We start from the raw sequence: 24,924 nt of genomic DNA on the forward strand, positions 1-24,924 counted from the left end.
TCGATCGGGCCTCGGGCAGGCCGCATCCACCGCTGCCGCCACCTGCCCGAAGTCCACCAGCTCGCCCATGCGCTCCAGGCTGTCGGTGTACTGCTGCAGCTTCACGTCCCTGTGGTGCTGCACGAACATGTCGCCCTGCGGCGCCAACGCCTGCTCGGTCTTGGTCTTCTTGCTGCTCATCCCCGCATCATGCCGCAGGGGCGGTTTCTAGAAGCTCCCTTCAGGCTTGACTTGAATTCCCGAGCGGCAGGCGCCGCCCATCCCTCACTGCGCCGGCACGGGGTCGCAGGCAGTGGCCCGCTCGATCAGGTTCAGCAGGCTGCCGTCGTCGACGAACCCCAGGGCGCGCGCCGCGGGCGTCTCCAGCAGCGGGTAGCGGCCGAAGTGCGGCTCCAGCGGGCCGTCGAGCCGGTAGCAGATGTCGGCCCGCTTGCCGCCCCGGGACGACTCGATCGCCCACACCACCTCCGACACCATCGCCGTGATCACCGGCAGCTGCACCACGCGGCCGGGCGGCAGCCGCTCGGCGCCCAGCCGGGCCGCGTGCAGCAGGTTGTCCACGCAGCACGGCAGGCTCATCCACCAGGCGCGCGCCTGCGGCCCCACCGGGCAGTCGTAGGCCTCGCCGGCCTTCAGGCGCCGGATCAGGTCGCTCATGAAGGCCGAGCCGTGGCCGGTGGGCGACAGCGGGCGCGCGACGATGCCCGGCAGCCGCAGCGACACGCCGTCGAGCTGCCCGCGCCGGCTCAGGTCCGCCAGCAGGATCTCGGTCATGAGCTTGTGCGCGCCGTAGCTCAGCACCGGGCGCGCAGGGGTGGCCTCGCTGGCCGTGCCCTTCGGGTCCAGCGGCCCGTACACCGCCACCGAGCTCGCGAACACCACCCGCGGTACCTTGCCGCCGCCGCCCGGCCCTTGCTGCGCGAGCCGCTGCAGCAGCTCCAGCGAGGCATCGAGGTTCACCCGTGTGCCGAGCTCGGGCTCGCGCTCGGCGAGGCTGCCCGGCACGCTGGCCAGGTGGAACACGAGGTCCGGCGGTTGCGCGAGCGCCTGCTCCAGCAGTGCCGTGGAGCCGAAGTCCCCCTCCAGCCGTACGACCCGCTCGTCGCCGAGCCAGGGCGCCTCGGCGGTGTCCAGCCGCTGGTCGACGGCGACGAGTTGCCGCAGCGAGGGCTGCAGCAGCAGCCGGTGCACCAGCTCGCGCCCGACGAAGCCGCCGGCGCCCGTGACCAGCACCTGGCTCATCGGGGCCCCCTCGCGCTGTGCGCGGTCCCTCCAGGAGGGACAGAGCGCGTCCTTCGGAGCGGCCGTGCGCAAGCGCTCATGTGGCCGCTCCCGCCTGGACAACGCGCTGGTCGATCACGCCGAAGGGGCTGCGCTCCTGACCTTCTGCGCGCGCTTGCATGCGCACGCGGTCGCCGAAGCGCATGAAGCCGGTCTTCGGGCGGCCCTGGTCGAGGATCTCGAGGACGCGCCGCTCGGCGATGCAGGCCGAGCCGGCCATGCGCTGGGCGTTGGACACCGTGCCCGAGCCGATGATGGTGCCGGGCGACAGCCGCCGCGTGCGCGCGGCATGCGCGATCAGCTCGCCGAAGGAGTAGTTCATCTCGCCGCCGTGCGGGTGGCCGAACCACTCGCCGTTCCACTCGATGTGCAGCCGCAGCTGCACGCGCCCGTCGGACCAGGCCTGGCCCAGCTCGTCGGGCGTGACGGCCACCGGCGCGAAGCTCGTGGAGGGCTTGGCCTGCAGGAAGCCGAAGCCGCTCTGCATCTCGCGGGCCCCAAGCGCGCGCAGGCTCCAGTCGTTGATCTGCACGACGAGCCGCACGCAGTCGAGCGCCTGCTCGGGCGCCACACCCATCGGCACCTCGCCGAGCACCACGCCGAACTCGCCCTCGAAGTCGATGCCCAGCGCCTCGTCGGGCAGCGGCACGTCGTCGAAGGGACCGAGGAAGTCGTCCCCCGCGCCCTGGTACATCACCGGGATGGTGTCGAAGTCGGGGATCGGCGGGGTGTTGAAGGCGCGCTCCATCAGCCGGCCGTGGTTGAGGAAGGCCGAGGCGTCGCACCACTGGAAGGTGCGCGGCAGCGGCGCCATGCACTGGCGCGGCTCGAAGGGGAAGGCGTCGCGCACCTCCCCGGCGTTGAGCTGCTCGTAGAGCGCCTGCAGGGCGGGAGCTGCCTGCGCCCAGCGCTCCAGGGCCTGCAGCAGCGTGGGCGCGATGGCGGAGGCGTCGACCGCGCGCTCGAGGTCGCGCGAGACCAGCACGAGCCGGCCGTCGGGGGTGCCGTTCTTCAGGGTGGCGAGTTTCATGACCGTCCTTCCGGTGGGGTTCAGCGGGGCAGCGCCATCAGCGCGTCGTCGAGGATCGCGACCGCCCGGGTCCAGCCGGCCGAGCCGCGGCGGACCTTGTGCGGGAAGCAGCTGATGAAGAAGCCGTGGGCGGGCAGCGCCTCGAGGTTGTGCAGCTTCTCCAGGTGGCAGTAGCCGATGTCGCGGCCGGCCTTGTGCCCTTCCCAGATCAGCGCCTTGTTGCCGGTCTCGGCGATCTTCTTCGCGGTGTAGGAGAACGGTGCGTCCCAGCTCCAGGCGTCGGTGCCCGTGAGGCGCACGCCGCGCTCGAGCAGGTACATCGTCGCCTCGTAGCCCATGCCGCAGCCGGCCGAGACGAAGTCGTTGTGGCCGTAGCGCGAACCGGCGCGGGTGTTCACGACGACGATGTCGAGCGGCTGCAGCTCGTGGCCGATGCGCTTCAGCTCGGCCTCCACGTCGGCAGCGGTGGCGACGTAGCCGTCCGGGAAATGCCGGAAGTCGAGCTTCACGCCGGGCTGGAAGCACCACTCCAGCGGCACCTCGTCGATGGTGATCGAGGGCTTCTTCTCGCCCGTCTTCGCGTCCATCGTGGAGTGGAAGTGGTACGGCGCGTCCAGGTGCGTGCCGCTGTGGGTCGTCATCGTGACCCACTCGGCGGCCGCGGCCTCGCCGTCCGGGTAGTCCTCGGCGGTGGTGCCGGGGATCATCGCGATGAACTCGCCCAGCGTCTCCTGATGCTTCTGGTAGGTGATCTTCGGCGCCAGCGGCGGCGGGTCCGACAGCACCTCGTTCTCTAGGTAGATCGAGAGATCGACGAATCTTCTTGCCATGTCTTGTCCTTTCAGCTGCCGTCGGAAATCAGGGTGCCGCCGTCCACCACGAGGTTCTGTCCGGTCATGAAGCCGCCGGCACGGCTCGCGAGCATCACCGCCACGCCCGCGACCTCGTGCGGCTCGCCCACGCGGCGCAGCGGCGTCATCGCCAGGCGCCGCTGCATGAAGGCCGCGTTGTCCAGCATCGAGCCCGCCAGCGGCGTGCGGATCAGCCCCGGCGAGATCGCGTTGACGCGCACGCCCTGCGCGCCCCACTCCACTGCCAGGTTGCGCGCGAGCTGCGCAAGCGCGGCCTTGCTCAGCCCGTAGAGGCCGATGGCCTTGTTGCCGCGCAGCCCGGCGATGCTCGACATCAGGATCACGCTGCCGCTACCGCGCTCGGCCATTGGCGGGATCAGCGCGTTGGCGAGCCGTGCGGCGCCGCGCAGGTTCACGTCGAACACGCGCTGCCAGTCGTCGTCGCCGGCCTCGGCCAAGGGACCTGCCGGCCCCTGGATGCCCGCGTTGCACATCAGCGTGTCGACGCGGCCGCGCCAGGATTGCGCCGTGGCCACCAGGCGGTCGATGTCGGCCGCATTCGCCACGTCGCAGGCCAGCGCCGTCGCGTCCGCCCCTTGCGTGCGCAGCCGGTCCACGGCGGCCTCGGCGCCCGCGGCACCCCGGTCGCTCAGCACCACGGAGGCGCCCTGCGCGGCGAAGGCCTGCGCGATCGCGAGGCCCAAGCCCTGCGCCGCGCCGGTGACGAGCGCCACCTGACCGGTCATGTCGAACAGCCCGGGCACCGCCTGCAGATCGCCCGTGCTCATTCGAGCGTCACCCCCGCCGCGCGGATCACCTCGCCCCAGCGCGCCGTCTCGGTGCGGATGAAGTCGGCGAACTGCGCCGGGCTCTGGGGGGCCGCGACGATGCCGAAGTCGCCGTAGCGCTGCGCAACCTCGGGGGACTTCACCGCCTTCGCGATCTCCTCGTGCAGCCGGGCGACCACGGGTGCGGGCGTGCCGGCACGCACCACCACGCCGGTCCAGCCCGAGCTGTTGAGCGCGGGCAGGCCCAGCTCGGACACCGTCGGCAGGTTCGGCAGCTGCGCCAGCCGCTTGTCGCTGCCGACGAGCACCAGCGCCTTGAGCTTGCCGTCGCGCACCAACGGCAGGCTGTTGGCCGCCACGTCGAGCATCAGGTCGAGGTGCCCGCCTATCAGGTCCTGCACCGCGGGCGCGGCGCCCTTGTAGGGCATGTGGTGGAAGTTGCCTTGCGTCTGGCGCTTGAGCATCTCGACCCAGATGTGCGGCTGGCTGCCCATGCCGAAGGAGCCGTAGTTCAGGCCCCTGCTGCTCTTGGCGGCCTTCATCAGGTCGGCCCAGCTGTTCAGCGGGCTGTTGGCGGGCACGACCAGCAGCAGCGGCGAGGTCACGAGCCGCGTGACCGGCACGAAGTCGCGCAGCACGTCGTAGTTGAGCTTCGGGTAGAGCGCCGCGTTCATCGCGAAGGGCCCGAGGTCGCCGTAGAAGAGCGTGTGGCCGTCGGCGGGCTGCTGCTTGACGTGGGCGGCGGCGATCTGCGCGCCGGCGCCGGGCTTGTTCTCGACAATCACCGTCTGCTTCAGCCCGGCTTCGAGCCGCTGCGCCAGCAGCCGCGACAGCGCGTCGCCGAAGCCGCCGGCCGCATAGGGCACGACCCAGTTCAGAGGTTTGGACGGGAAGCCGCCGCTGGACTGGGCCAGCGCCGCGCCGGCGAAGGGCATGGCCGCGGCGGCGGCCAGGAAGGAGCGTCGTGTCGTCATGGGGAGGTAGGCGATTTCGGTGTTCAAGATGCGAGGCGTCCGCGCTTCTCCAGCGCGTCCTGGATTGCCGGGTCGTAGGCGCCGTCCACCAGCACGAACAGCATCCGGCAGGGCCGGCCCGAGCGGTTGGCCCAGGCGTGGTTGGTGCCGCGCTGCACGACCACGCTGCCCGGCTTGAGCAGCACCTCGGAGTCGTCGAGCACCAGCGTCATCTCGCCCTCGATGACGATGCCGTAGTCCACCGACTCGGTGCGGTGCATCAACGGGTGCGGCGAGTCCTTCTTCACCGTGGAGGCCGCCGTGTCGCCGATCTGCGCGAAGGCGTCGTGCATCTTCTGCGCGCCGTGCCGCAGGAACTCCTCGGTGTCGGGCGGGATGTCGACGAAGCGGATGCGCGTGCCCTGCTTCGGGGGCGGCAGCATCAGCGGCCCGACCGTGGGATCCGCGCCGTTGTCCACCGGCGCGGGGCTGCCGGCGGTGGCCCAGACCTCGTGGAACACGGTGCCGGGGATGGCCTGGATTTCCTGCACGGTGGGCAGGGGCCCGTTGCTCGCGACGACGGCCTTGCCCTCGGCATCGTGGCCGGTGACGACGCGGTGGATGGGGGGGAAGCTCATGAAGACTCCGGTTCAGGGAAATCGACCGGTCCTGACGCCGGTCGAGGTCGGCACGCCCTGTCTCGCGTGCCGCTCAATCGAGGGTGATCTGGTTGTCCTTCACTACCTGGGACCAGCCGCGCGCGTCCTCGGCAAGGAACTGCCGGAACGCGGCCGACGTGCCGCCCGCCGGGACCAGCCCGTAGCCGGCGAGCGTGGCACGGAAGTCCGGCGCCTCGACGATGCGCTGCGAGTGCTCGACGATCGTCGAGACGATCCCCTCCGGCGTCCCCCTGGGCGCGAAGACGCCGTGCCAGGATTCGCCGACGAAGCCGGGGAAGGTCTCGCCGATCGGCGGCACGTCCTTCAGCGCCTCGACGCGCGTCGCGCTGGAGATCCCGAGCGCGCGGACCTTGCCGCCCTTGAGCTGCCCGATCACCGTGGTGCTCGCGTCGAAGGCGGCGTCGATGCGCTGCGCGATGACGTCGGTGATGTAGGCCTCCTTGTACGGCACGTGCGTCATCGAGAGGCCGGCCGTGTTCAGCAGCCGCGCCATCACCACGTGCGGCGAGGTGCCGTTGCCGGGGCTGGCGTAGGTCATCGCCCCGGGGCGTGCCTTGGCCTCGCGCACCAGGTCGCCGAGGCTGCGGACCTTCGACTCGGCGGAGACGACCAGCACGAAGGGCACCGAGAGGATGCGCGTGACGGGCACGAAGTCGTCGAGCTTGTACGGCAGGCTGCGGTAGACGAAGGGGTTGATCGAGAAGGTGTTGTTGACGGTCCAGAACAGCGTGTGGCCGTCGGCGGCCGCGCCGGCCACCGCCTGCGCGGCGATGATCGTGCCAGCGCCGGGCTTGTTCTCGACGACGAGCGGCTGGCCCGTGGACTTCGCGAAGCGCTCGCCCCATAGGCGTGCGATCACGTCGGGCGAGGTGCCCGCCGGGAAGGGCACGACGAGGCGCACCGGCCGCGAGGGATAGCGCGTCTGCGCGAGCACTGGCGGCGCGAGCATCGAGGCGGCGAGCGCGCAGCCGCTGGCGAGGATCTCGCGGCGCGAGATCGCGGGGGCGGAGCGGAGTTTCCGGGGCAGTGCCATGGAGCTTCCTGGTGAGGGGGAGGACCGGCTCGTTGCCGGACGAGGCGCACGAGGATCACCGCGCGCGCCAGGCAGGAGACAAACGGCCGTGCGCTCAGATCGGCGCGGCCAGCGCCATCAGGGTCTCGCGCATGATGCGGCCGTGCTCCTCCTTGTCGCCGCCGGCGATCTCGATCTCGCCGAGGCGGCCCGAGTTCTCGACCACCATGCGGCAGCGCTCCCAGCGCCGGCGCTGGAAGGCCTGCAGCGCCTCCTCGACATGGGCGCTGCGGCCCAGTTCCTCGGCCAGCACGATGGCGTCCTCGATGCCGATGCAGGCGCCCGAGGCCATGTGGGGCGTCGTCGCGTGCACCGTGTCGCCGATCAGCACCACGCGGCCCCGGTGCCAGGGCTGCGGCATCAGCAGGCCCTCGAGCGGGCGGAAGACGATCTGCGAGTCGGCGTTCAGGCTCGCGCGGATCTGCTGCAGCAGCGGCGCGGGGAAGTCCGCCAGCAGGTCGGCCATCAGGCGCGGGAAGTCCTTGGGATCGACCCGCTCGTTCATCGGCCGGTTCTCGGTGATGAACATGTACATCTCGGTGGCCGACACCGGGTTGAGGCCGGGTTTCACCCGGCCCATCCACATCATGGCGGTCTTCACCTCGGGCGGGCGCGGCAGCACCGCGCGCCACACCGCCTGGCCGCTGTAGCGGGGCTTGGGCGCGTCGGGGAACAGCGTCTCGCGCAGTTTCGAGTACAGGCCGTCGGCGCCGATCACCAGGTCGTAGCGCTCGCGCCGGCCGTCGGTGAAGCCGACCTCCACCCCCTCGGCGTCCTGCTCGATGGACGTGAAGGTGCAGCCCAGGTGAACGCGCGTTCCGGAAGCCCGCGTCGCCTCGGCCAGGATCCGGGCCAGCACCGAGCGCATGATCCCCCCGTTGCCGGGAACGTCCGGGCCGGCGATGCGCGGCGTCGGCAGCACGGCGAGCGGCGTGCCGTCGGGCAGGGACACCTCCAGGCCGTCGGAGGCATGCCCCTGGCGCAGAAACTCGTCGAGGATGCCGAGTCGCCGGAAGGCGCGGAAGGTGGCGCCGCCCAGGCTGATGCCGGCGCCGTAGGAGCGCCAGCCCGGGTCAATCTCGATGAGATCGACGTCCAGCCCCTGCTTGCGCAGCTCGATCGCGGCGGACATGCCCGAGAAGCCGCCGCCGATGACGAGGATCTTCCTTGCGGTGGGGGTCATGGTCTTGTCTCCTGTTCAGGTTCTTTTCAAAGGTCTTGGGACGCAGCGAGGCGGATCTCGCCGTCTTCTGCGACGAGCAGGGGCACGGGCGTGAGCGACTGCCCTACGCAGGGCCCCTGGAGGCACAGGCCGCTGGCGATGTCGAAGCGCGCGCCGTGCGCATGGCAGACGATGTGCTGCCGGTCGCCGCTCAGGTAGGCGTCCTTGCGCCAGGCCATCGGGGCGCCCTCCCAGTGGGGGCAGGCGTCGCGCCAGGCGTGCAGGGCGTCCCCGCGGCGCACGACGAACATCGTGTCGCGGCCCTCGCCCCGCGGGTCGAAGCCGCGGCAGCCGCCCTCGGGCAGCTCGCTCAGGTGACACAGGCGCATGCCGTCCATCCTTCCTACTCCTGGGTCCGGGTCGCTCAGTGATCCACCGCGGCGCGCTGCGCGCCCGGGGGCGGGCCGCCCGGCGCCCACTTGTCGCGGTGCTGGAACAGGAAGAGCTGCGAGGCGTCGGCGCCCATCGGCACCTCGCGCGCGACCCAGGCCTCGTCGTGCAGGTCCATGTCCGCGTCGTACTCGACGTGGCAGCCCATCGGGCTGTTGAAGTACCAGAACCAGTTTGAGCCGAAGCGGTGCCGCCCCGGGCCCCAGAAGGACTGGTAGCCCTTCTCCACGAAGCGGGTGCCGGCGAGCATCACCTCGGTCGGGCCGCCCATGTGGAAGGTGAAGTGCTCGATGCCCTTCATGAACGGCGGCGTCTGGATCATGAAGAGGGTGTGGTGGTCCGGGGTGCCGGCCGGGCGCAGGAAGGGGCCGACGCCGATGAAGCGGTCGGTGCACACGAAGCCCAGGCGCTGATAGAAGGTTTCGGCCTTGGCCACGTCGGGCACGAAGTACACGACGTGCGACAGCGTGCGCGGCAGGGCCTGCGCCTCGGGGTCCGCGCCGAGCCGGTTCGGGCCGCGCTGCGGCGCCGCGCCGGGCGCGTTGACGGTCTCGGCCGGCAGATCGAGCGGGCGGCGGGTCGTGACCTGGAAGCCGAGCGCGAAGCCCATGTCGTCGCTGCAGCGGATCACGCCGTCGGCGCCGCGCACGACCTCGCGGTCCTTCGAGAGCTCGGCCTCGATGGCGCGAAGCGTCTCGACGTCGGCGACGCCGTAGACCGTCTCGCGCAGCTGGCTGGGGGTGTCCATCGCGGGCGGCAGCGAGGGGTCGTCCTTGCGGCGCAGCACGATGGCGGTGCCGTCGAGCGCCTCGAAGTGGCCGCCCTCGGGCGTGACGCCCACGGGTTTCAGGCCGTAGTCGGCGAGGTACTGCGAACAGGCGGCGAGGTCGTCCACGCCGAAGACCAGGTGGTCGGGTCCGATGATGTTCATGATCGGGATTTCCTTGGTGGAAGGCGCGGGCTCAGGCGGTGCGTCCGCCGAGCGTCTCGGCGACCCAGTCGGCGATGTACTGGCCGGCGTTGATGCTGTTGTCGAAGCTCGCGTGCTGCACGCCGCCCTCGCGCTCGGTGAAGATCTTGAGCTCGCGCTTCGGCGAGTTCACGAGCTGCTCGTAGGTGCGGTGCGCCCACTTCAGCGGGATCTGCGAGTCCTTCTCGCCGTGCGTGACGAGGAAGGGCACCTTGATCTTCTCGACCACGCCGTCGAGGTGCACGTTCTCGGCGATGCGCATGAAGTCGTCGATGTCCTTGGCGCCCCACACCCAGCAGACGTGCGCCCAGTAATGCGGCACGGGGAAGTCGCCCTCCTTCTCCAGGCGGCGCTTCTGCACCTCGCGCCAGTCGTGGTTGGCGCCCCAGACCACGCCGCAGGCGAAGCGGGGCTCGAAGGCCACCGCGCGTGGGCAGTAGTAGCCGCCGAGCGACACGCCTTCGCAGCCGATGCGCTTCGGATCCACGTCCTCGCGCGTCTCGAGCCAGTCCACCACGCGGCTGGCCCAGTGCTCGGTGTCGTAGCGGGCGGTCATGCCGTGCAGGCGCAGCGCCTCGCCGGTGCCGGGCTGGTCGATGATCAGGGACGACACGCCGCGCTTCGCGAGCCAGGCCGGCAGGCCCACGCGGTACTTCATCTCCTTGGTCGAGTCCAGGCCGTTGAGCTGCACCAGGACCGGCGCCGGGCCGTCCACGCCCTCGGCGCGCACGAAGAGGCCCGAGATCACCTTGCCCTCGTAGGGAATCTCGACACGCTCGCACTTCTCCTTCGACAGGGCGAGGCCGCGCGCGAACACGTCGAGGGAGCGCTTGTAGAGCTCGAGCCGGCCCGGCGCGCCGTGCGCCTGCAGCCGCTCGCAGGTGATGAGGTAAGTGGCGGCCCGGTTGTACTTCTCGCCGGCCCCGAGCAGCCAGCCGCGCGCCTCGTCCTCTTCCGCCATCGCGCAGAGCTTGTCGGCCATCTTCGACCAAGTCTCGCGGAAGGCGGCGGTACCGGCGGCGTCCGGCGCCTTGGCAGCCTCCTGCAGCGGCGCGCACATCTCCTCGATCTCGCCGATGCGGGCGCCCATCTCGATGGCGAGATTGACGGACAGGTTCCAGACGTAGTTGGTGGGGAAGTAGCGGAACATGGTTCTAGGTTTCCGTGGAGTGATCGGTCAGTGGGAAGGGACGGTGGCGACCGCGGCGGCAGGCGCCGGCAGGGTGCGCGAGAGGTGGAAGGCGCGCAGGTAGCAGCCGAAGGCCGAGGCGCCGATGAACAGCGCGGCGACGCCGATGCCGTGGGTGCCCAGGCTGCCGTAGAGCGCGCCGCCGGCCACCGGCCCGAGCGCGGCGCCGCTCATCAGCATCGCCGGCGTCAGCGCGACGGCCCGGCCGCTCGCGTCGTGGCGCGACAGCCAGCCGAAGACGAAGGTGTGCGTGAAGATCATCACCGCGACGAACACCGAGGCCGCCGCCGCGTAGGGCGTGAAGCCGGCGCTGAAGGCGATCACGAGCGCCAGCGTGAGCTGCAGCGCAGCGCCCCCCATCGCCACCGGCATCGCCTTGAGCCGCCGCTCCAGCAGCGCCGCGAGCACCGGCGCGGCCAGGTTGACGAAGCCGAGCGCGATCAGCACGCCGAGCACCTGCCCGCCGAAGCCGCGCGCCACGCCGATGCGCTCGACGAAGCTGAACACGGTGGACTGGGTGATGGCCATCAGCGTCAGGCCCGCGATCCCCCACCACAGCGGCGCCGCGATCGGCTGCGACACGGGTTCGGCCGGGCGCTCCGAGGCCGGACAGTCCGCCTCGGACGCGGCCGGGCGCGGGAAGGCCACCGCGGTCGCGAGCGTCGTGATCGCCATCAGCGCCGCGAACAGCATGAACAGCACCGGGCCGCCTAGGCGCGGCACCAGCCCCTGCGCCACGCCGAGGAAGAAGATCGCGCTCACGCCCAGGCCCAACGTGACGATGGCGAACAGGCGCTGCGGCCGCCCGCTGCGGCCGATCGCGCCGTGCGTGAAGGACAGGCCCATGCCGGCGCCGAAGCCGGCCAGCGCGTGCAGCGCGGTCATGGCGCCCGCGTGGCTGACCTGGGTCAGCAGCGCGAAGGCGATCGCCGCGATCGCGTAGCCCACGGGCGCGGCGCGGTGCGCCGGGTGGCGGTGGAAGCGCGGCGCGAAGAAGAGGCTGGCGCAGACGGCGGCGGCGAGGAAGGCCGTGACCATCGAGCCGGCCTGCGTCGGGCTGAAGCCGTACTGGCCGATCAGCGCCGCACCGACCCAGATGGGCAGCGCGACGAGATCGATCATGCCGGCCACATGGGCCAGCAGCAGCACGGCACGGCCGCTCCAGCTCTCCGTGGTGGTATTCATGGATGGATGTCTCCTGGGGTCATCGGCTCGAGGCCTGTTCGTGTTCTTGCGCTGCTCCGTGAAGCGGCACTCGGTTTTGGCAAGCGAAAGATTAAGAAGGATCAATGCATTTGAAAAATTGAATGGCTCCATTCGCAAAATCGATCCCGAAAATACTTTCAGGGTTAATACCTAAGCGATCGGAGGCGGGCTGGCGACCAGAGCACGGCGGGAGCGCCTTGCCCTCGCCGCTGCAGAAACAGCCGCGCGACCAGGGGCAAATCCGCGCTGCGGCCTGCTGGCAGCGCGGCACGGGGGATATCACGACCGAGTACCTCGAGGACTGAACGGGCGCCCGGCCTGCCCCGCCTCTGTACGGACCGTGCCCAGCGACACGCCGGGCCGCCCCTCACGCCACGGCGGGGCGCTCTCCGCGTCGTCGGGCATCGACGCCGAACCGGCCGGGTCCCGTGGCTGCCAGGATCAGCAGTCCGCCGACGATGCCGATGTTCTTGAAGAAGGCCTGCTGCTGTGCCATCGCCTGCGCCGCGGGCGCGGCCCAGAAGTCGTGGAAGACGACGGCCGCCACCGCCGTAAAGACCGCCAGCGCGATGGCGGCCACCCGCGTGCCGAGGCCGGCGAGCAAGGCGAGCGAGGCGCCAATCTCCAGCGCGATCGTGGCCGCGGCGAGGACCGGCGCCAGCGGGAGCCCCTTGCTCGCGATCAGCCCGCTCACGCCGGCGAAGCCCGCGATCTTGCCGATGCCGGCCGGCAGGAACAGGGCCGCGATCAGCACGCGCCCCAGCAGCACCATCGAGTCGTTCGAATTCGTCGTCATGTGCTTCACTCCTTGGTCGCTGTGCTCCTGGAGAGGGTCGCCGCCAGGTTGAGCAGCCGGCTGGCCAGCCGGGCAAAGGATTCGTCCGCCTCCGTGCCGAAGCGCGGGTCGCCGTTGGCGCCGAAGGCCGCGGCGATCTCGGCCCAGTCGCCGGGCTGCAGGTGCCGGCTGGCCGCGGGCAGCACCAGCTGCTCCTCGGCCTTCATGTGCGCCCATTGGGAACGCGCGAAGTCCTCGACCGCCTCAGACAGCGCGGCCAATGCGCCCTCCTCACCGCCCTCGAGCGCCGCAAGCCGCACGCGCAACTCGGCGAACAGCGCCGAACCTTCCGCATGCTGCCGCTCCAGTCCCTCGATCAGCGCATCGCACTCGGCGCTGCGCTCGCGCAGCCGGCGGAACAGCCAGGCCTCCTCCTTCGGGTGGTGCAGCCGCTCGGGGAACTGCTCGATGTAGTGCAGCATCGCGCGCAGCAGCGCCGTGTCGGGCGGCCGGCCGCTGCGGGCGGCCTCCTCCAGCACGCCCTGCAGCGCATGGATCACGGCCGCGAGCGAGCGGTGCTCGTCGCGGATCGTGGCCAGCGCACGCTGCTCGTCGCTGACGCCGAGGTTGCTCTCGACGGCGGCCACCAGCACCGGCACGGTGGCGCGCTGCAGCACCTTGTGCGTCACCGAGCCCAGCAGCGCGCCCTTGAGCCCGCGCCGGCCCCGGGACGCCATGAAGACGAGGTCGCAGCCGCAGGCCTCTGCCGCCTCCAGGATCGCCTCGTGGGGCCGGTCGCTGGTGCGGATCACGGAGGCGAAGCCCACCCCTGCGGCGCGGGCGGCGGCCTCCGCCTTGGCCACCAGGGCCCGGGCGTTGCCGGCCGCCGCCTCTGAGAAGGCCGCGGGTGCCATGGCGTGCATCAGTGCGCCGTCGCCGGTGGCCGCGTAGTCCGGCCGGGCATGCAGGAAGGTCAGGCGCGCCTGGAGTTCGCGCGCATAGCTCACGGCCTGGTCGACCGTGGCGTTCGACAGCGGGGAGCCGTCGATGGGGACCAGCAAGTGCTTGTACATGGGCTGAGATCCTCGTGGGTGTCCTGCCGGCCCGTTCACCGGGTCGTGGCGCCGGGGGCGGCCGGCTCGAACGGGATCGCCCCTGCGCTGCCCAGGCCGGCTTCAGCCGCCTCCTGCGCCCGCGAGGCGTCGCGGCCGGCCGGCTCGTTCGCCGGCTCGCCCAGATCGGCCGCGGCCCGCACCGGCTTGAGCAGGAAGTGCGCAAGGGCGGGCAGCAGCACCAGCGCGCCAAGCATGTTCCACAGGAACATGAAGGCCAGCAGCAGCCCCATGTCGGCCTGGAACTTGATGGGCGACGCGACCCAGGTGACGACGCCGATGGCCAGCGTCACGCCAGTGAGCATCACGACCTTGCCGGTGAACAGCAGCGCGCGGTGGTAGGACTGCGACAGGCTGTCACCCGCGCGCAGGCCCACGAGCATCACCGACAGGATGTAGAGCGCGTAGTCCACGCCGATGCCCACGCCGAGCGCGATCACCGGCAGCGTCGCCACCTTCACGCCCATGCCGAGCGCGACCATCAGCGCCTCGGCCAGCACCGAGGTCAGCACCAGCGGCAGCACCGCCACGAGCACCGCACGCCAAGAGCGGAAGGTGACGAAGCACAGCCCCACCACCGCCGCGTAGACCAGCACCAGCATCTGCCACCAGGCGTCCTTCACGACGATGTTGGTGGCCGCCTCGATGCCCGCGGAGCCCGCCGCGAGCAGGAACTTCGCGTTCTCGCTGTCGTTCTCGGCGGCGAAGCGCTCGACGTGCTGAACGACGCGCGCGAGCGTGTCGGCCTTGTGGTCCTGCAGGTAGACGTAGAGCGTCAGCAGCCCGCACGCGTCGTTGTAGAGCCCGCGCGGCGCGCCTGCCGTGATGGTGTTGAGCATGTCCTGGTTGTTCAGCAACTCGTACCACTTCGGGTTGCCCTCGTTCAGGCCTGTGAGCACGCGCCGGTTGAGCAGCGCGAGCGTGTTGGTGGACTCCACTCCGGGGAGCTGGCGCAGCTCCCACTCGAGCGCGTCGACGCGCATCACCGTGTCGTAGTCCGAGCACTGGCCGTCCGGGGTCTTGACCATCACCGCGAGCACGTCGCTCGAGGCGCCGTAGGCCGAGTTCATGAAGGCGACGTCGCGGTTGTAGCGGCTGTCGGTGCGCAGCTCCGGCGCGCCGGGATCGAGGTCGCCGATCTTGAGCTGCGTGCTCGCCGCGAAGCCGCCGACGAGCATCACGGCCGCGGCGAACACCGCCAGCCGCGCCCAGCGCGGTTGCGTGAAGCGGTCCAGGAAGGCCCACAGCGCCTGCTTGCGGCCGCCCTGCTGCACCTGCTCCTCGGCGCGCAGGCTGCGCGCGGCCGCCTTGGCGCTCACGCCGGTGTAGGACAGCAGGATCGGCAGCAGGATCAGGTTGGTGAAGATCAGCACCGCCACGCCGATCGAGGCGGCGATCGCGAGCTCGCGGATGACCTGGATGTCGATGACGAGCAGCACCGCGAAGCCCACCGCGTCGGCCAGCAGCGCCGTCAGGCCGGCGAGGAAGAGCCGGCGGAAGGTGAAGCGCGCCGCCACCAGCTTGTGCACGCCGCGGCCGACGTCCTGCATGATGCCGTTCATCTTCTGCGCGCCGTGGCTCATGCCGATGGCGAACACGAGGAAGGGCACGAGCATCGAGTACGGGTCGAGCGCGTAGCCGAGCACGGGCAGCAGCCCGAGCTGCCACACAACCGCCACGAGCGAGGTGGCCACCACCAGCAACGTCGAGCGCACGCAACGCGTGTACCAAAACACCATCGCGGCGGCGATGGCGATCGCGATGGCGAAGAACACCATCACGGTGCGCACGCCCTCGATCAGGTCGCCGACGAGCTTGGCGAAGCCGGTGACGTGCAGCTCGACCCCCTTGGCCTCGTACTTGGCGCGCAACGCCTCCAGGCGCTGCGAGAAGGCCGCGTAGTCGAGCGGCCGGCCCTCGGTGTCCTGCGTCAGCAGCGGCACGTAGATGACGCTCGAGCGCGCGTCCCGGGCGACAAGCTGACCGATCTCGCCCGAGCGCGCGACGTTGGTCTTGAGCTCCTCGATGCGGGCGGGCGAACCGTCGTAGCCGTCCGGGATCACCGGACCGCCCTCGAGCCCCTCCTCGGTCACGCCCACCCATCGCGTCGAAGGCGTCCACAGGCTCTTCATGCCCTGGCGGTTGACGCCGGGCAGCAGGAAGACCTCGTCGCTGAGCTCGCGCAGCGTCTCGAGGTAGCGCGCTTCGTAGATCGAGCCCTTGGGGTTGGCCACCGCGATGCGCACCGCGTTCCCGAGCCCGCGCAGTTCGTTCTGATGGGCGAGGTAGTTGACGATGTAGGGGTGCGAGGTCGGGATGGTCTTCTCGAAGCTCGCGTTGAGCTGCAGCCGCGTCGCCTGCCAGCCCAGCAGCGCGGTCACGAGCGCGCACAGCAGCACGACGAACCAGCGGTGGTTGAACAGGACCCGCTCGATCAGCGAGCCGGAGTTGCGGTCGAAGTCCGCGAGGTCGCGGATCACCGGCTCGCTCGGGGAGTTGGAGGGCGTCACTTGGCGGCTCCGGAGACGGGGATGCGGGACGACACGCGGTCGTCCTTCGACAGTTGAAGGGGGATCGGGCCCTGCAGGCTCAGCGCGAGCAGGCCGCCGGCGCCGAGCGGCAGCGCATGCGTGAGCGGCGGCAGCGGACGCAGCGGCAGCGCCCGCAGCGTCGTCCCCTGGTCGGGCACCTCGAAGAACTGACCGGCCTGATTGGCCAGCAGCATGCCGCGCTCGCCGGGCGCGGCATGCACGAACGAGACGGGCGGCGCGCCCTCGAGCCGCGTCCAGCTCTCGCCGCGGTCGCCGGAGCTCCAGACCTGGCCGCGCATGCCCGCGGCGAGCACCGCGCCGTCGGGCTGCAGCGCGAGCGTGAACCAGCTGCCCTCGTAGGGCGACTTCAGCGCGGTGAAGCTTGCGCCACCGTCGGTCGAGCGCATCAGCAGGCCCTGCTCGCCGGCGACGAGGACGAGCTCGCCCTGGCGGCGTACAGCGTAGAGGTGCAGCGCGCGCGGATTGGGCAGGCGGTCCATCAGCGGCCGCCAGCTGCGCCCGCCGTCCGAGGTGGCGAAGCACAGGTTGTAGGCGCCGACGACGAGGCCGTTCCTCGCGTCGCTGAAGCGCAGGTCGAGAAAGGGCTTGTCCGGGCCGTCGTCGACGAGCAGCTGCGCGTCCTTGAGGCGGCGCGCCGCGGCGGCCTCGTCCGCGCCGGCACGCCCGGCCTCGGCCTGCGCGGCCTCGAGCGCGAGCCGGGCGGCGCGCACGCCGTCGAGCTGCTGGACCCAGCTCTCGCCGGCATCGGCCGTGTGCAGCACCACGCCGCCGTGGCCCACGGCCCAGCCGTGGCGATCGTCGACGAACTGCACCGCGGTGAGCGTCACGCTCACCGGCACCGCGCGCGCCTGGCGCCAGGTCTTCGCACCGTCGTCCGACAGCGCAATGACGCCGCGCTCGCCAACGGCGACGATGCGCGCGCCCGCCCATCCCGCGCCGAGCAGCACGGCCCGCTCCAGGTGGACCGTGGGCCGGGCCGGTCGTCTGGCCGAGTCGGCCACTGCGGCGCCGAACGCCAGCGACGGCACGGCGAGCACCGCCGACAGCCCCGCGAGCAGGCCGCGGCGGTGCAATGAAACCCGCTTGTTCATGGAGAGCATCCGGACTTGGACGGCCGCACGGGCAGGCTCCTGCCCGCGCGGCCTTCAGGAAGTGGAGGTGAAGGAGGAGATCCGCAGCGGGGGCGGCGCCGGGGCACCGTCCCCGCCTCCGTGCATCAGCGCACGCCGGCGCTGGTCAGGCCGTCGGCCGTGAACGTCACCTCGGGGTGCGGCTTGGTCGGCCGGTAGTGGAAGGGCTTCTCGGCATAGGCATGGGTCAGGTAGCTGGTGCCCGAGAGCAGGTCGTAGTAGCCGAAAGGAACCTGGACCGTGCCGGGCAGGTCCGGCATCACGAAGGACAGCGTCCACAGCGACTTCCAGAGCTGGCCGTTGGCATCCCAGCGGTCGGCGAGCACGCCGGCCCAAGTGTCCTCATCGAGGTAGTAGCGGCTGCGGGCGGCCTGGTGGCGCTGGCCGGACTTGAGCGTGGCCTCCACCACCCACACGCGGTGCAGTTCCCAGCGCACGTGGTCCGGGTTCAGGTGGCGCTTGGCGAGCAGCTCGGCGTCCTTGGTGGGCTGCAGGAACTTGTTGTTGTTGTAGGGGATGAGCATCTCCTGCTTGCCGACGATCTTCCAGTCGAAGCGGTCGAGGCGGCCGCTCCAGACCTGGACTTCGTCGAAGGACATCAGGCCGGCGGAGGCGGGCGTCGGCGTGTCGCAGCAGGCGTTGGGCAGCTTGCGCACGCGGCGCTGGCCGGTGAGGTAGACGTAGGAGGCGGACTTGTCCCCATCGATGTGCTCGCGGCCGGCGATCATCTCGCCGGCGCGCAGCGGCGGGCCGGCATTGACCATGAAGAAGTCCCAGAAGAAGCCCTTGAAGGTCTCCGGCGAGCCGTCCTTGAAGTAATACGGCACGTTCTGCTTGATCTGGCCATCGGTGGTCAGCACCGAGCGGCCGTCGGCCGTGATCTGGTACTGCGTGCTCTGCGCCTCCCAGGCCTCGCCGCGCCAGCGCAGCAGGTGGTTCCACATCGCCTCCTCGCCCGTCTTCGGCACCGGGAACGGAATGCCGCCGTAGGCGCCCACGGGCTTGCTGTTCTCCAGCTTCGCGCGGGTGGCGTTCTTGAAGGTGTTGTCGTAGACCCACTGCGGCGCGGCGGCCGTGCGGTGCGTCCTGTAGACGTCGAGCCGGTAGCTGTCCGGGTACTTCTTGAGCATCGCCTTCTGGCCGTCGGTCAGCCGGTCGGCGTACTGCTCCATGTTCTTGGCCGTGATGGTGAACAGCGGCTTCTCGTCCTTGAAGGGGTCGCCGCGGCGGCCGCCCGGCTTGTCGCCAGGGATGGCTTGCGTGTAGCCGCCCGTCCAGGCCGGGATGCTGCCGTCCTTGTTGCCGGCCTTCTCGGCGCCGAAGGGCGTGAGCTCGGACTTCAGCCTGCCGGCCTCCTCGGCCGACACGGCCGCTGCCGCCGGAGCGACGAGGCAGGCCGAGGCGAGCAGCGCCAGCGTCAGGGGGGTGAATCGGATCTTCATCGTGGGTCTCCTCGATCTCAGAAGGTGGTGCGCACGGACAGCGTCACGAAGTTGCGGTCCTTGAGCGCCTGCTTGAACTGGGCCTGGTTGGCGGCGTTGAGGGTCGGGCCGGCCTCGCCGAGGTAGTGCACGTAGTTGGCGGAGACGAGCCAGCGGCCGAGGTAGGTGCCGTTGAGGCCGAGGCTGAAGTCGCCGCCCTTCTCGGGACCGAAGCCGGGGCCGAGCGCAGACGAGCGGCCGAAGGTGTAGCCGAGCCCCACCGGCACGCTCAGGTCCAGTCCGGGCAGCGCCTGTCGGTAGGACGGCGAGAGCACGAGCCGCATCGCGGCGGCATCGCGCTCGGCCTGCGGGTTGGCGAACTGCGCGCCCTGCGTGAACTTCAGCCGCCGGTTCCAGGCCACCTCCCCGAGGAAGGATGCTTCCTGGGACAGCCAGGTGGGTCCCATCGAGGCGAGCCAGTTGAACTGCAGGTGCGCGGTGCGACCGACCGCGTAGCCGGGGTTGCTGCTGTTGTTCAGGTTGCCGTTCACCCGCACCGGTCCTGCCGGGAAGATGTTGGCGCCGACGCTGGAGAGCGGCTGGTTGTCGCGCACCGAGGCCTCGGCACCCAGACTCCACTCGCCCACCGTCTTGGCCAGGCTCACGCTGTAGGCCTCGATGCCCTCGTGATAGACCCATTGCTGGGAGACGGGCGTGCCGGCCGGCCCGGGTGCCGTGGCCCAGGTGTTGAAGACGTTGCTCGGCGTGGTGGCATGGAACCGGATCGCGTGGAAGCCAATGTCGGCATCGATCGCCTCGGCCCGCCAGCGCAGGCTCACGCCCCCCTGGCCGCCGTCCCTGGCCTCGCGCTCGGGCAGGATCGTGAACTGGTTGACGGGGCCGAACAGGGTGCGCTCCCCGCCGGGGCCCATCGAGTCGCTCGCCGACAGGTAGGCGCCCACCGGCATCATGCGGGACTTCTCCCACTCGTAGGGCACGTAGGCGGCCATCGACAGCGAGTCGGTGAGCTGCAGCTGCGCCGAGAGCTTGCCGGTCGGGCGCGCGGTCTCCTTGGTGGTCGAGCCCGGCACCGACAGCAGCTTGATCAGGTCGGTCGGCGCCTGGCCGCCGGCGATGCCGTTGGCGCCGAAGAACAGGCTCTCGCCCCACAGCAGCGTGTGGCGGCCCAGGCGCACCGTCAGCGGCCGCTCGCCGAGCTCGAAGCGCCCCCAGGCGAAGGCGTCGAGCAGCTCGCCGTCGCGCCCCATCAGCTCGCGCGTCTCGCGCGGGAACTCGTTGGCCGGCGAGCCCGCGGGCCGGTTGGAGGTGCCGGTGGCGTTGTCGTTGCGCCGGTTGTAGACCGCGTCGTACCAGGCCGCGCCGCTCACGCGGAAACCGTAGTCCTTGTAGCTCGCATCGAACTCCGACAGCAGGTCGAGCCGGTTCTGGACCAGGCCCTTGCCGAAGTTGTTGTTGCCGTCGTTCTGGTTGGGCGAGGCCGGCGCCTGGCTGGAGAGCGCGGGCAGGCGGTCCTTGACCCGCGCGCCGACGCTGTACTTGACGGTGTTGTCCCAGCGCAGCTTGAGGTCCGGGTTCGCGGTGGGAATCTCGAAGGCCTGGACGCCGCCGCTGGTCAGCAGCGCCGCTGCCGCCACCAAGCGCAGCGGGCTGGCCGGACGACTCTGCCGGGGGGTCTGCATGGATCTCACGTTGTCTCCTTCTGTTGAGCGGAATCCCGTCTGGTGCGGGTCCGAAAGCTCCGGAATGGGCTGCTGTCTGGGCTCCTGAATGCGCCTAGCGCCTCCTCGATCCGTGGGCTGATCACAACCGTCGGCAGCTTTCCTTAAGGCACATCAAGAACTGGGACGCAGATTAAGATTGGCCCATGTATTCGTAAAATGATTTGCGTTCATTCGTCTTATCGATGACGCAAATACGAGGGACAACCCGATACGGGAAAACCCTTGAAACACAAGAGCGGAACGACGTATGGCTCAGCTGATGAGCCCGCCTTTTCCGCAGAAGGAGACAAGCACGATGCGCTTCAAGCGCCTGGACCTGAACCTGCTGGTCGCGCTCGATGCGATGCTCAGCGAGCGCAGCATCAGCCGCGCCGCGGAGCGGCTGCACCTGAGCCAGTCGGCCATGAGCAACGCGCTAGCGCGGCTGCGCGAGTACTTCGACGACGAACTGCTGGTGCAGGTGGGACGCAAGCTCGAGCTCACGCCCCGTGCCGAGACGCTCAAGGACGCGGTGCGCGACGTGCTGGTGCGCGTGGACAGCACCATTGCCGCACAGCCGGAGTTCACGCCGGCGGAGTCGGACCGGGTCTTCCGGCTGCTGGTGTCGGACTACTCGACCCAGGTGCTGATGCCCCATGCGATGGAGCTGGCCTGGCAGGAGTCGCGCACGATCCGCTTCGAGCTGCTGCCTCAGATCGACCAGCCCGACCGCATGCTCGAGCGCGGCGACGCGGACCTGCTGCTGATCCCGAACAGCTACTGCTCGGCCGAGCACCCGACCGAGACCGTCTACGAGGACGACTACAGCTGCGTGGTGTGGAGCGGCAACCGCGGCATCGGCGAGACGCTGAGCTTCGAGCATTACACGGCGGCCGGCCACGTGGCGGTGAGGCCCGCCACCACTGTCGGGAGCCCGCCGGCCTTCGAGGGCTGGTTCATGCAGCGCTACGGCGTCACGCGCCGCATCGAGGTCACCACCTCGCACATGACGATGCCGGTGCAGCTGGTGATCGGCACCGAGCGCATCGCGACCGTGCACACCCGGCTGGCCCGTGTGGCGGCCAGAACGCTGCCCGTGCGGCTGCTGCCGCCGCCGCTGCCGATCCCGAAGCTCACGCAAGTGCTGCAGTGGCACAAGTACCGCACGCAGGACCCCGGCATCCGCTGGCTGCGCGAGCTGCTGCATCGCGCAGCGGCGCGCCTGGATGAAGAGACGGCTCCGGCTGCAGCAGCCTGACCTCGGAGCGGCGGCAGGTCCCCGTCGGGACCTGCCCCGGCCTTCAGCGCAGGATGCGCCCGTCCGAGCCGATGACCGTCATGTCCGTGAAGCGGCTGCCGCGGCGGTCCTTGGAGGCGAAGTGCATCCGAAAGCCCCCGAGGTCGAACTCGCCCTGGTCCAGGACCTGCAGCAGCCGCTCTCGCGTCGGCTCCCGACCGGTGCGCCGCAAGGCCTCGACCGCCAGCTTCGCGTAGACGCAGCCCTCCTATACCGAGCCTTTCGCTTCAAGAATGACTTGGCCGACCGCTTACGCCGCAGCAGCCGCAGATCGCAATGCCCTGCAGCAACGCCACGCCTTGGCGCGGTGCACCTTGGCGCTGTCGTGCATAAGAGGCCACGTTGCTGGCCAAGCGCTCCTGATTGGCCATGAACTCCTCCCAGCCGATGTAGCCCGGGTGCGCGTCGTGCAAGCAGACGGATGCCGAACTCCTGGTGGCCAGTCGCCGGGACCACGGCGTCTCGCTTGAAGGCGCCGTGCGTGGCCTGTCGACCTGGGCCTCCAGAGCTGGCCATGGCTACGATCTGCCCAACTTCTCCATCGATTGGGAGCGCGAGCAGGTCACTTGTCCGCAGGGCAAGGTATCGGTCGGGTGGAAGCCGGGCCGCGACGAGACCGACCACCTTCGCATACACTCCCGGGTCAGCCGGACCGACTGCGGCAGTTGCCCGGCCAGACCGTTGTGCACGCCGGCCAAGGCAGCTCGTCGCGCGGTCTACTTCCATCCGCGTGACGAGTATGAAGCGCTCAACGCAGCCCGCCAGCGAATGCACGACCCGGCATGGCAGAAGCAGTACCGGGTGCGCGCGGGTGTGGAGGGAACTCTGTCACAAGGCGTGCGCGCATTCGGCATGCGGCGAAGTCGCTACATCGGGCAGGCCAAGACGGCTCTGCAGCAGGTGCTTGCCGTGGTCGGCATCAATGCAGCGCGGATCGTGGCCTGGCTCGACGACCGTGCTCATGCCGCCACGCGCGTCTCCCGCTTCGCCAAACTGGCTCCCTTGCCAGCTTGATTTCGCCTACGGTATCTCACCTACGTCTCGACATGACAAGGGTTCGTCTACGTCGCCTTCGTCATCGACGCCTTCGCCCGGCGCATCGTGGGCTGGCGGGTGTCGTCCTCAATGCGGGCAGACTTCGTGCTCGACGCACTGGAGCAGGCGCTGTACGAGCGACGACCGAGCGAGGACGACCGGCTCATCCATCACTCGGACCGCGGCTCGTACGTCTGCATCCGCTACAGCGAGCGACTGGCCGAGGCCGGCATCGAGCCCTCGGTGGGCAGCGTGGGCGACTCCTACGACAACGCGCTGGCCGAGACGATCAACGGGCTGTACAAGGCTGAGGTGATCCATCGGCGGCCCTCCTGGAAGACCCGGGAGGCGGTCGAGCTCGCCACGCTGCAGTGGGTCACCTGGTTCAACCACCACCGACTGCTGGAGCCCATCGGCCATATCCCGCCCGCCGAGGGCGAAGCTCACTACTATCGTCAACTTGCCGAGTCAGCCATGTCGGCCTGACTCAAGCCAATGAGCCTCCGGAATTCCCGGGGCGGTTCAGCGACACGGTCTACGGCTGACGAGTACCGTTCCCCCCAAGGGCACCCACTGCGCAACCCAGGGCTGTTCACTGCTCCAAGACCCCGACGTATCGAAGGACGCGATCTAGGTTGACAGTGAACAGCCCTGAACTACACCCTGAGACCCCGTTCATTACACGCGATGCGCGTTGCTCAAAACAGGAAGTAGATGCTGGACAGGCCCTAGCGGTACTTTGTTGGAGTAGGCAAGGCTGATGCTCGCAGTGAAGCAGGAGGTGGTTTGCCATGACTGCTCCACGTCCCTGCCCACCGGCCCCCGGCCTCCTAGAGGCCTACGCCCGTCGGTTCGACCGGCATTTCCGCTCGCTGGCCCAGCGGCGCAGCTTCCGCGAGTACCTCACCGGGCTGCTGCTGCCTCGCGACCGCAACAAGACCCTCACCGCGCTCGCTGGCGCAGAGCCCGTGGTGCAGGCGCAGGCCGCTGCGGTGCAGCGGCTACAGTTCTTCCTGAGCGAGGCGCCGTGGGACGAGCAGGCCATCAACGCGCAGCGCTTGGCGATGATGTCCGAGCAGCCCGCTGTGGCCTCGCATCCGCTTGGCGTACTGGTGCTCGACGACACCGGCGATCGCAAGGACGGCCATGCCACGGCGAACGTGGCTCGCCAGTACCTCGGCTCGCGCGGCAAGATCGACAACGGCATCGTGGCCGTGACGACGCTGTGGGTCGACGAGCGCTGCTACTGGCCGCTGCATGCGCAGCCCTACACGCCCGAGTCTCGGCTGCCCCTGGGCAAGAAGGACCCCGCCTTTCGCACCAAGCCCCAGATCGCGCTGGCGCTGATCGAGCAGGCTCGCCGGGCGGGGATCGAATTCGAGGCGGTGGTGGCCGACTGCTTCTATGGCGACAACCAGGAGCTGGAGGCAGCGCTGCACGCGCGGGGCATTCCTTATGTCATCGCGCGCCGCGGCAAGGTCGGCCTGGGCTGGGCACCGGCGGACATGGCGCACTCCTTCATGGACGCGGCGCAGGAGCTGCCCAGGCGTGCTTGGCGCAGCATCACGCGCCACTTCCGCGACGGGCACACCGAGCAGTGGTGGGCCGCGGAGCTGGAGTTCTTCGGCTACGGCCCGCACAGGCAATTGCGTGCGATCGTCGCGACCACCGATCCGGCCACGCTGCTGCCGCTCTCCACCTGGTACCTGAGCACCAACCTGCCGCTGGACAAGGCGCCGCTGCCGCACCTGGTGTGGCTCTACGGGCTGCGGGTCTGGATCGAGGAGCACTACAAGCGCGTGAAGCACGAGCTCGGCTGGGCGGACTTCATGGTGCGCAGCGATCGGGCCATTCGCCGGCACTGGGCCTTGGTGTGGTGCGCCTTCTCGTTTTGCTGGTGGCACGAGGCGCAGCAGGGGGCGCTGCGCAAGCCCGAGCAATCGATTTCACCAGCACCCAAACGGGTGCGGGGGAAAAATGAACTCGGCACCTCAATGTCCGGCGCTGGGTTGCTGCTGGCCGCAAGGGCTGCGTCGCGTCCGATCCTGGCTGGCCCCGTGGAAGTGGCTCAGCACCTGCTGGCGCGCGTGGCGCAACAGGCCCCCTCCACCCGAACTCACCGAGCTGATCTCGGCCGTCGCCGCCGGCCTTGGAATCAACCCCTATCTCCGGGAATAACAAACTACCGGCAAGTTAGACTGAGAAAGTAATATTCTCACTTTCTTTGCCTGCGAGGCAGAAGGAGTGAG

The 24,924-nt window shown here is 70.1% G+C and carries 22 protein-coding genes and 2 pseudogenes; 4 read left to right on the top strand and 20 right to left on the bottom strand.

Annotation, left to right across the window (positions count from 1 at the left end):
* From D3A59_RS25190 to D3A59_RS03605, 19 genes and pseudogenes are all read right to left on the bottom strand, one after another.
* Positions 1 to 180, bottom strand: a pseudogene (locus D3A59_RS25190) (hypothetical protein); the annotation flags it as partial.
* Between the two features lie 84 nt (positions 181 to 264).
* Complete coding sequence (locus tag D3A59_RS03520; protein ID WP_119153543.1) at positions 265 to 1,242, bottom strand: NAD-dependent epimerase/dehydratase family protein; 978 nt, start codon at positions 1,240 to 1,242, stop codon at positions 265 to 267.
* Positions 1,243 to 1,318: 76 nt separating this feature from the next.
* Positions 1,319 to 2,311: a fumarylacetoacetate hydrolase family protein gene (locus D3A59_RS03525; RefSeq protein ID WP_119153544.1), complete on the bottom strand. Its 993-nt coding sequence runs from the start codon at positions 2,309 to 2,311 to the stop codon at positions 1,319 to 1,321.
* A 20-nt stretch (positions 2,312 to 2,331) separates the two neighbouring features.
* Positions 2,332 to 3,141, bottom strand: a complete 810-nt coding sequence (locus tag D3A59_RS03530) for a cyclase family protein (protein ID WP_119153545.1) — start codon at positions 3,139 to 3,141, stop codon at positions 2,332 to 2,334.
* An 11-nt stretch (positions 3,142 to 3,152) separates the two neighbouring features.
* Complete coding sequence (locus tag D3A59_RS03535; protein WP_205665098.1) at positions 3,153 to 3,950, bottom strand: SDR family NAD(P)-dependent oxidoreductase; 798 nt, start codon at positions 3,948 to 3,950, stop codon at positions 3,153 to 3,155.
* The gene (locus D3A59_RS03540) at positions 3,947 to 4,951 is read right to left on the bottom strand and encodes a Bug family tripartite tricarboxylate transporter substrate binding protein (RefSeq protein ID WP_240635924.1); all 1,005 of its coding nucleotides are present in this window, start codon (positions 4,949 to 4,951) and stop codon (positions 3,947 to 3,949) included. The genes D3A59_RS03535 and D3A59_RS03540 overlap by 4 nt, the downstream gene beginning before the upstream one ends.
* On the bottom strand, positions 4,948 to 5,541 hold the full coding sequence (locus D3A59_RS03545) for a cupin domain-containing protein (RefSeq protein ID WP_119153546.1): 594 nt from the start codon (positions 5,539 to 5,541) through the stop codon (positions 4,948 to 4,950). Before D3A59_RS03545 ends, D3A59_RS03540 begins: the two co-directional genes overlap by 4 nt.
* Positions 5,542 to 5,614: 73 nt before the next feature.
* On the bottom strand, positions 5,615 to 6,616 hold the full coding sequence (locus tag D3A59_RS03550) for a Bug family tripartite tricarboxylate transporter substrate binding protein (protein ID WP_119153547.1): 1,002 nt from the start codon (positions 6,614 to 6,616) through the stop codon (positions 5,615 to 5,617).
* Positions 6,617 to 6,710: 94 nt separating this feature from the next.
* Complete coding sequence (locus D3A59_RS03555; protein WP_119153548.1) at positions 6,711 to 7,838, bottom strand: FAD-dependent oxidoreductase; 1,128 nt, start codon at positions 7,836 to 7,838, stop codon at positions 6,711 to 6,713.
* Between the two features lie 26 nt (positions 7,839 to 7,864).
* Positions 7,865 to 8,206: a Rieske (2Fe-2S) protein gene (locus tag D3A59_RS03560; protein ID WP_205665099.1), complete on the bottom strand. Its 342-nt coding sequence runs from the start codon at positions 8,204 to 8,206 to the stop codon at positions 7,865 to 7,867.
* A 35-nt stretch (positions 8,207 to 8,241) separates the two neighbouring features.
* Positions 8,242 to 9,198: a VOC family protein gene (locus D3A59_RS03565; protein WP_119153550.1), complete on the bottom strand. Its 957-nt coding sequence runs from the start codon at positions 9,196 to 9,198 to the stop codon at positions 8,242 to 8,244.
* A 31-nt stretch (positions 9,199 to 9,229) separates the two neighbouring features.
* Entirely contained in the window at positions 9,230 to 10,387 is a 1,158-nt protein-coding gene (locus D3A59_RS03570) for an alpha/beta hydrolase family protein (protein ID WP_119153551.1), read from the bottom strand.
* Between the two features lie 27 nt (positions 10,388 to 10,414).
* Positions 10,415 to 11,611 (bottom strand): MFS transporter, encoded by a 1,197-nt coding sequence (locus D3A59_RS03575; RefSeq protein WP_157991379.1) that lies wholly within the window; start codon positions 11,609 to 11,611, stop codon positions 10,415 to 10,417.
* Positions 11,612 to 11,999: 388 nt separating this feature from the next.
* Positions 12,000 to 12,428: a DoxX family protein gene (locus tag D3A59_RS03580; RefSeq protein WP_119153553.1), complete on the bottom strand. Its 429-nt coding sequence runs from the start codon at positions 12,426 to 12,428 to the stop codon at positions 12,000 to 12,002.
* A 5-nt stretch (positions 12,429 to 12,433) separates the two neighbouring features.
* Positions 12,434 to 13,480, bottom strand: a complete 1,047-nt coding sequence (locus tag D3A59_RS03585; RefSeq protein ID WP_119153554.1) for a universal stress protein — start codon at positions 13,478 to 13,480, stop codon at positions 12,434 to 12,436.
* Positions 13,481 to 13,515: 35 nt separating this feature from the next.
* On the bottom strand, positions 13,516 to 16,029 hold the full coding sequence (locus D3A59_RS03590) for an efflux RND transporter permease subunit (protein ID WP_119153555.1): 2,514 nt from the start codon (positions 16,027 to 16,029) through the stop codon (positions 13,516 to 13,518).
* Entirely contained in the window at positions 16,026 to 17,162 is a 1,137-nt protein-coding gene (locus D3A59_RS03595) for a WD40/YVTN/BNR-like repeat-containing protein (RefSeq protein WP_205665100.1), read from the bottom strand. Before D3A59_RS03595 ends, D3A59_RS03590 begins: the two co-directional genes overlap by 4 nt.
* Before the next feature lie 125 nt (positions 17,163 to 17,287).
* On the bottom strand, positions 17,288 to 18,643 hold the full coding sequence (locus tag D3A59_RS03600; RefSeq protein WP_119153557.1) for a DUF1329 domain-containing protein: 1,356 nt from the start codon (positions 18,641 to 18,643) through the stop codon (positions 17,288 to 17,290).
* 17 nt (positions 18,644 to 18,660) lie between these two features.
* Positions 18,661 to 20,322, bottom strand: coding sequence for a DUF1302 domain-containing protein (locus D3A59_RS03605; protein ID WP_119153558.1), 1,662 nt, complete (start codon positions 20,320 to 20,322; stop codon positions 18,661 to 18,663).
* A 337-nt stretch (positions 20,323 to 20,659) separates the two neighbouring features.
* On the opposite strand from D3A59_RS03605, the gene D3A59_RS03610 reads away from it, so the two are divergent.
* On the top strand, positions 20,660 to 21,601 hold the full coding sequence (locus D3A59_RS03610) for a LysR family transcriptional regulator (RefSeq protein ID WP_119153559.1): 942 nt from the start codon (positions 20,660 to 20,662) through the stop codon (positions 21,599 to 21,601).
* A 43-nt stretch (positions 21,602 to 21,644) separates the two neighbouring features.
* Here D3A59_RS03610 and D3A59_RS25195 read toward each other — a convergent pair whose 3' ends face one another.
* Positions 21,645 to 21,812, bottom strand: a complete 168-nt coding sequence (locus D3A59_RS25195; RefSeq protein WP_157991380.1) for a hypothetical protein — start codon at positions 21,810 to 21,812, stop codon at positions 21,645 to 21,647.
* 263 nt (positions 21,813 to 22,075) lie between these two features.
* Between D3A59_RS25195 and D3A59_RS03615 the strand changes: the two genes are divergently transcribed.
* The 3 genes and pseudogenes from D3A59_RS03615 (at position 22,076) to D3A59_RS03625 (ending at position 24,885) form a co-directional block, all read left to right on the top strand.
* Positions 22,076 to 22,654 carry a transposase gene (locus tag D3A59_RS03615; RefSeq protein WP_157991381.1) on the top strand — a complete coding sequence of 193 codons (579 nt, stop codon included), beginning with the start codon at positions 22,076 to 22,078 and terminating at the stop codon, positions 22,652 to 22,654.
* An 18-nt stretch (positions 22,655 to 22,672) separates the two neighbouring features.
* Positions 22,673 to 23,161: pseudogene (locus tag D3A59_RS03620) on the top strand (IS3 family transposase); the annotation flags it as partial.
* 305 nt (positions 23,162 to 23,466) lie between these two features.
* Positions 23,467 to 24,885, top strand: a complete 1,419-nt coding sequence (locus D3A59_RS03625) for an IS701 family transposase (protein WP_119153561.1) — start codon at positions 23,467 to 23,469, stop codon at positions 24,883 to 24,885.
* The last annotated feature ends 39 nt before the right edge of the window (positions 24,886 to 24,924 follow it).

This window comes from Caldimonas tepidiphila, from assembly GCF_003569765.1.
GTDB classification, from domain to species: domain Bacteria; phylum Pseudomonadota; class Gammaproteobacteria; order Burkholderiales; family Burkholderiaceae_C; genus Caldimonas; species Caldimonas tepidiphila.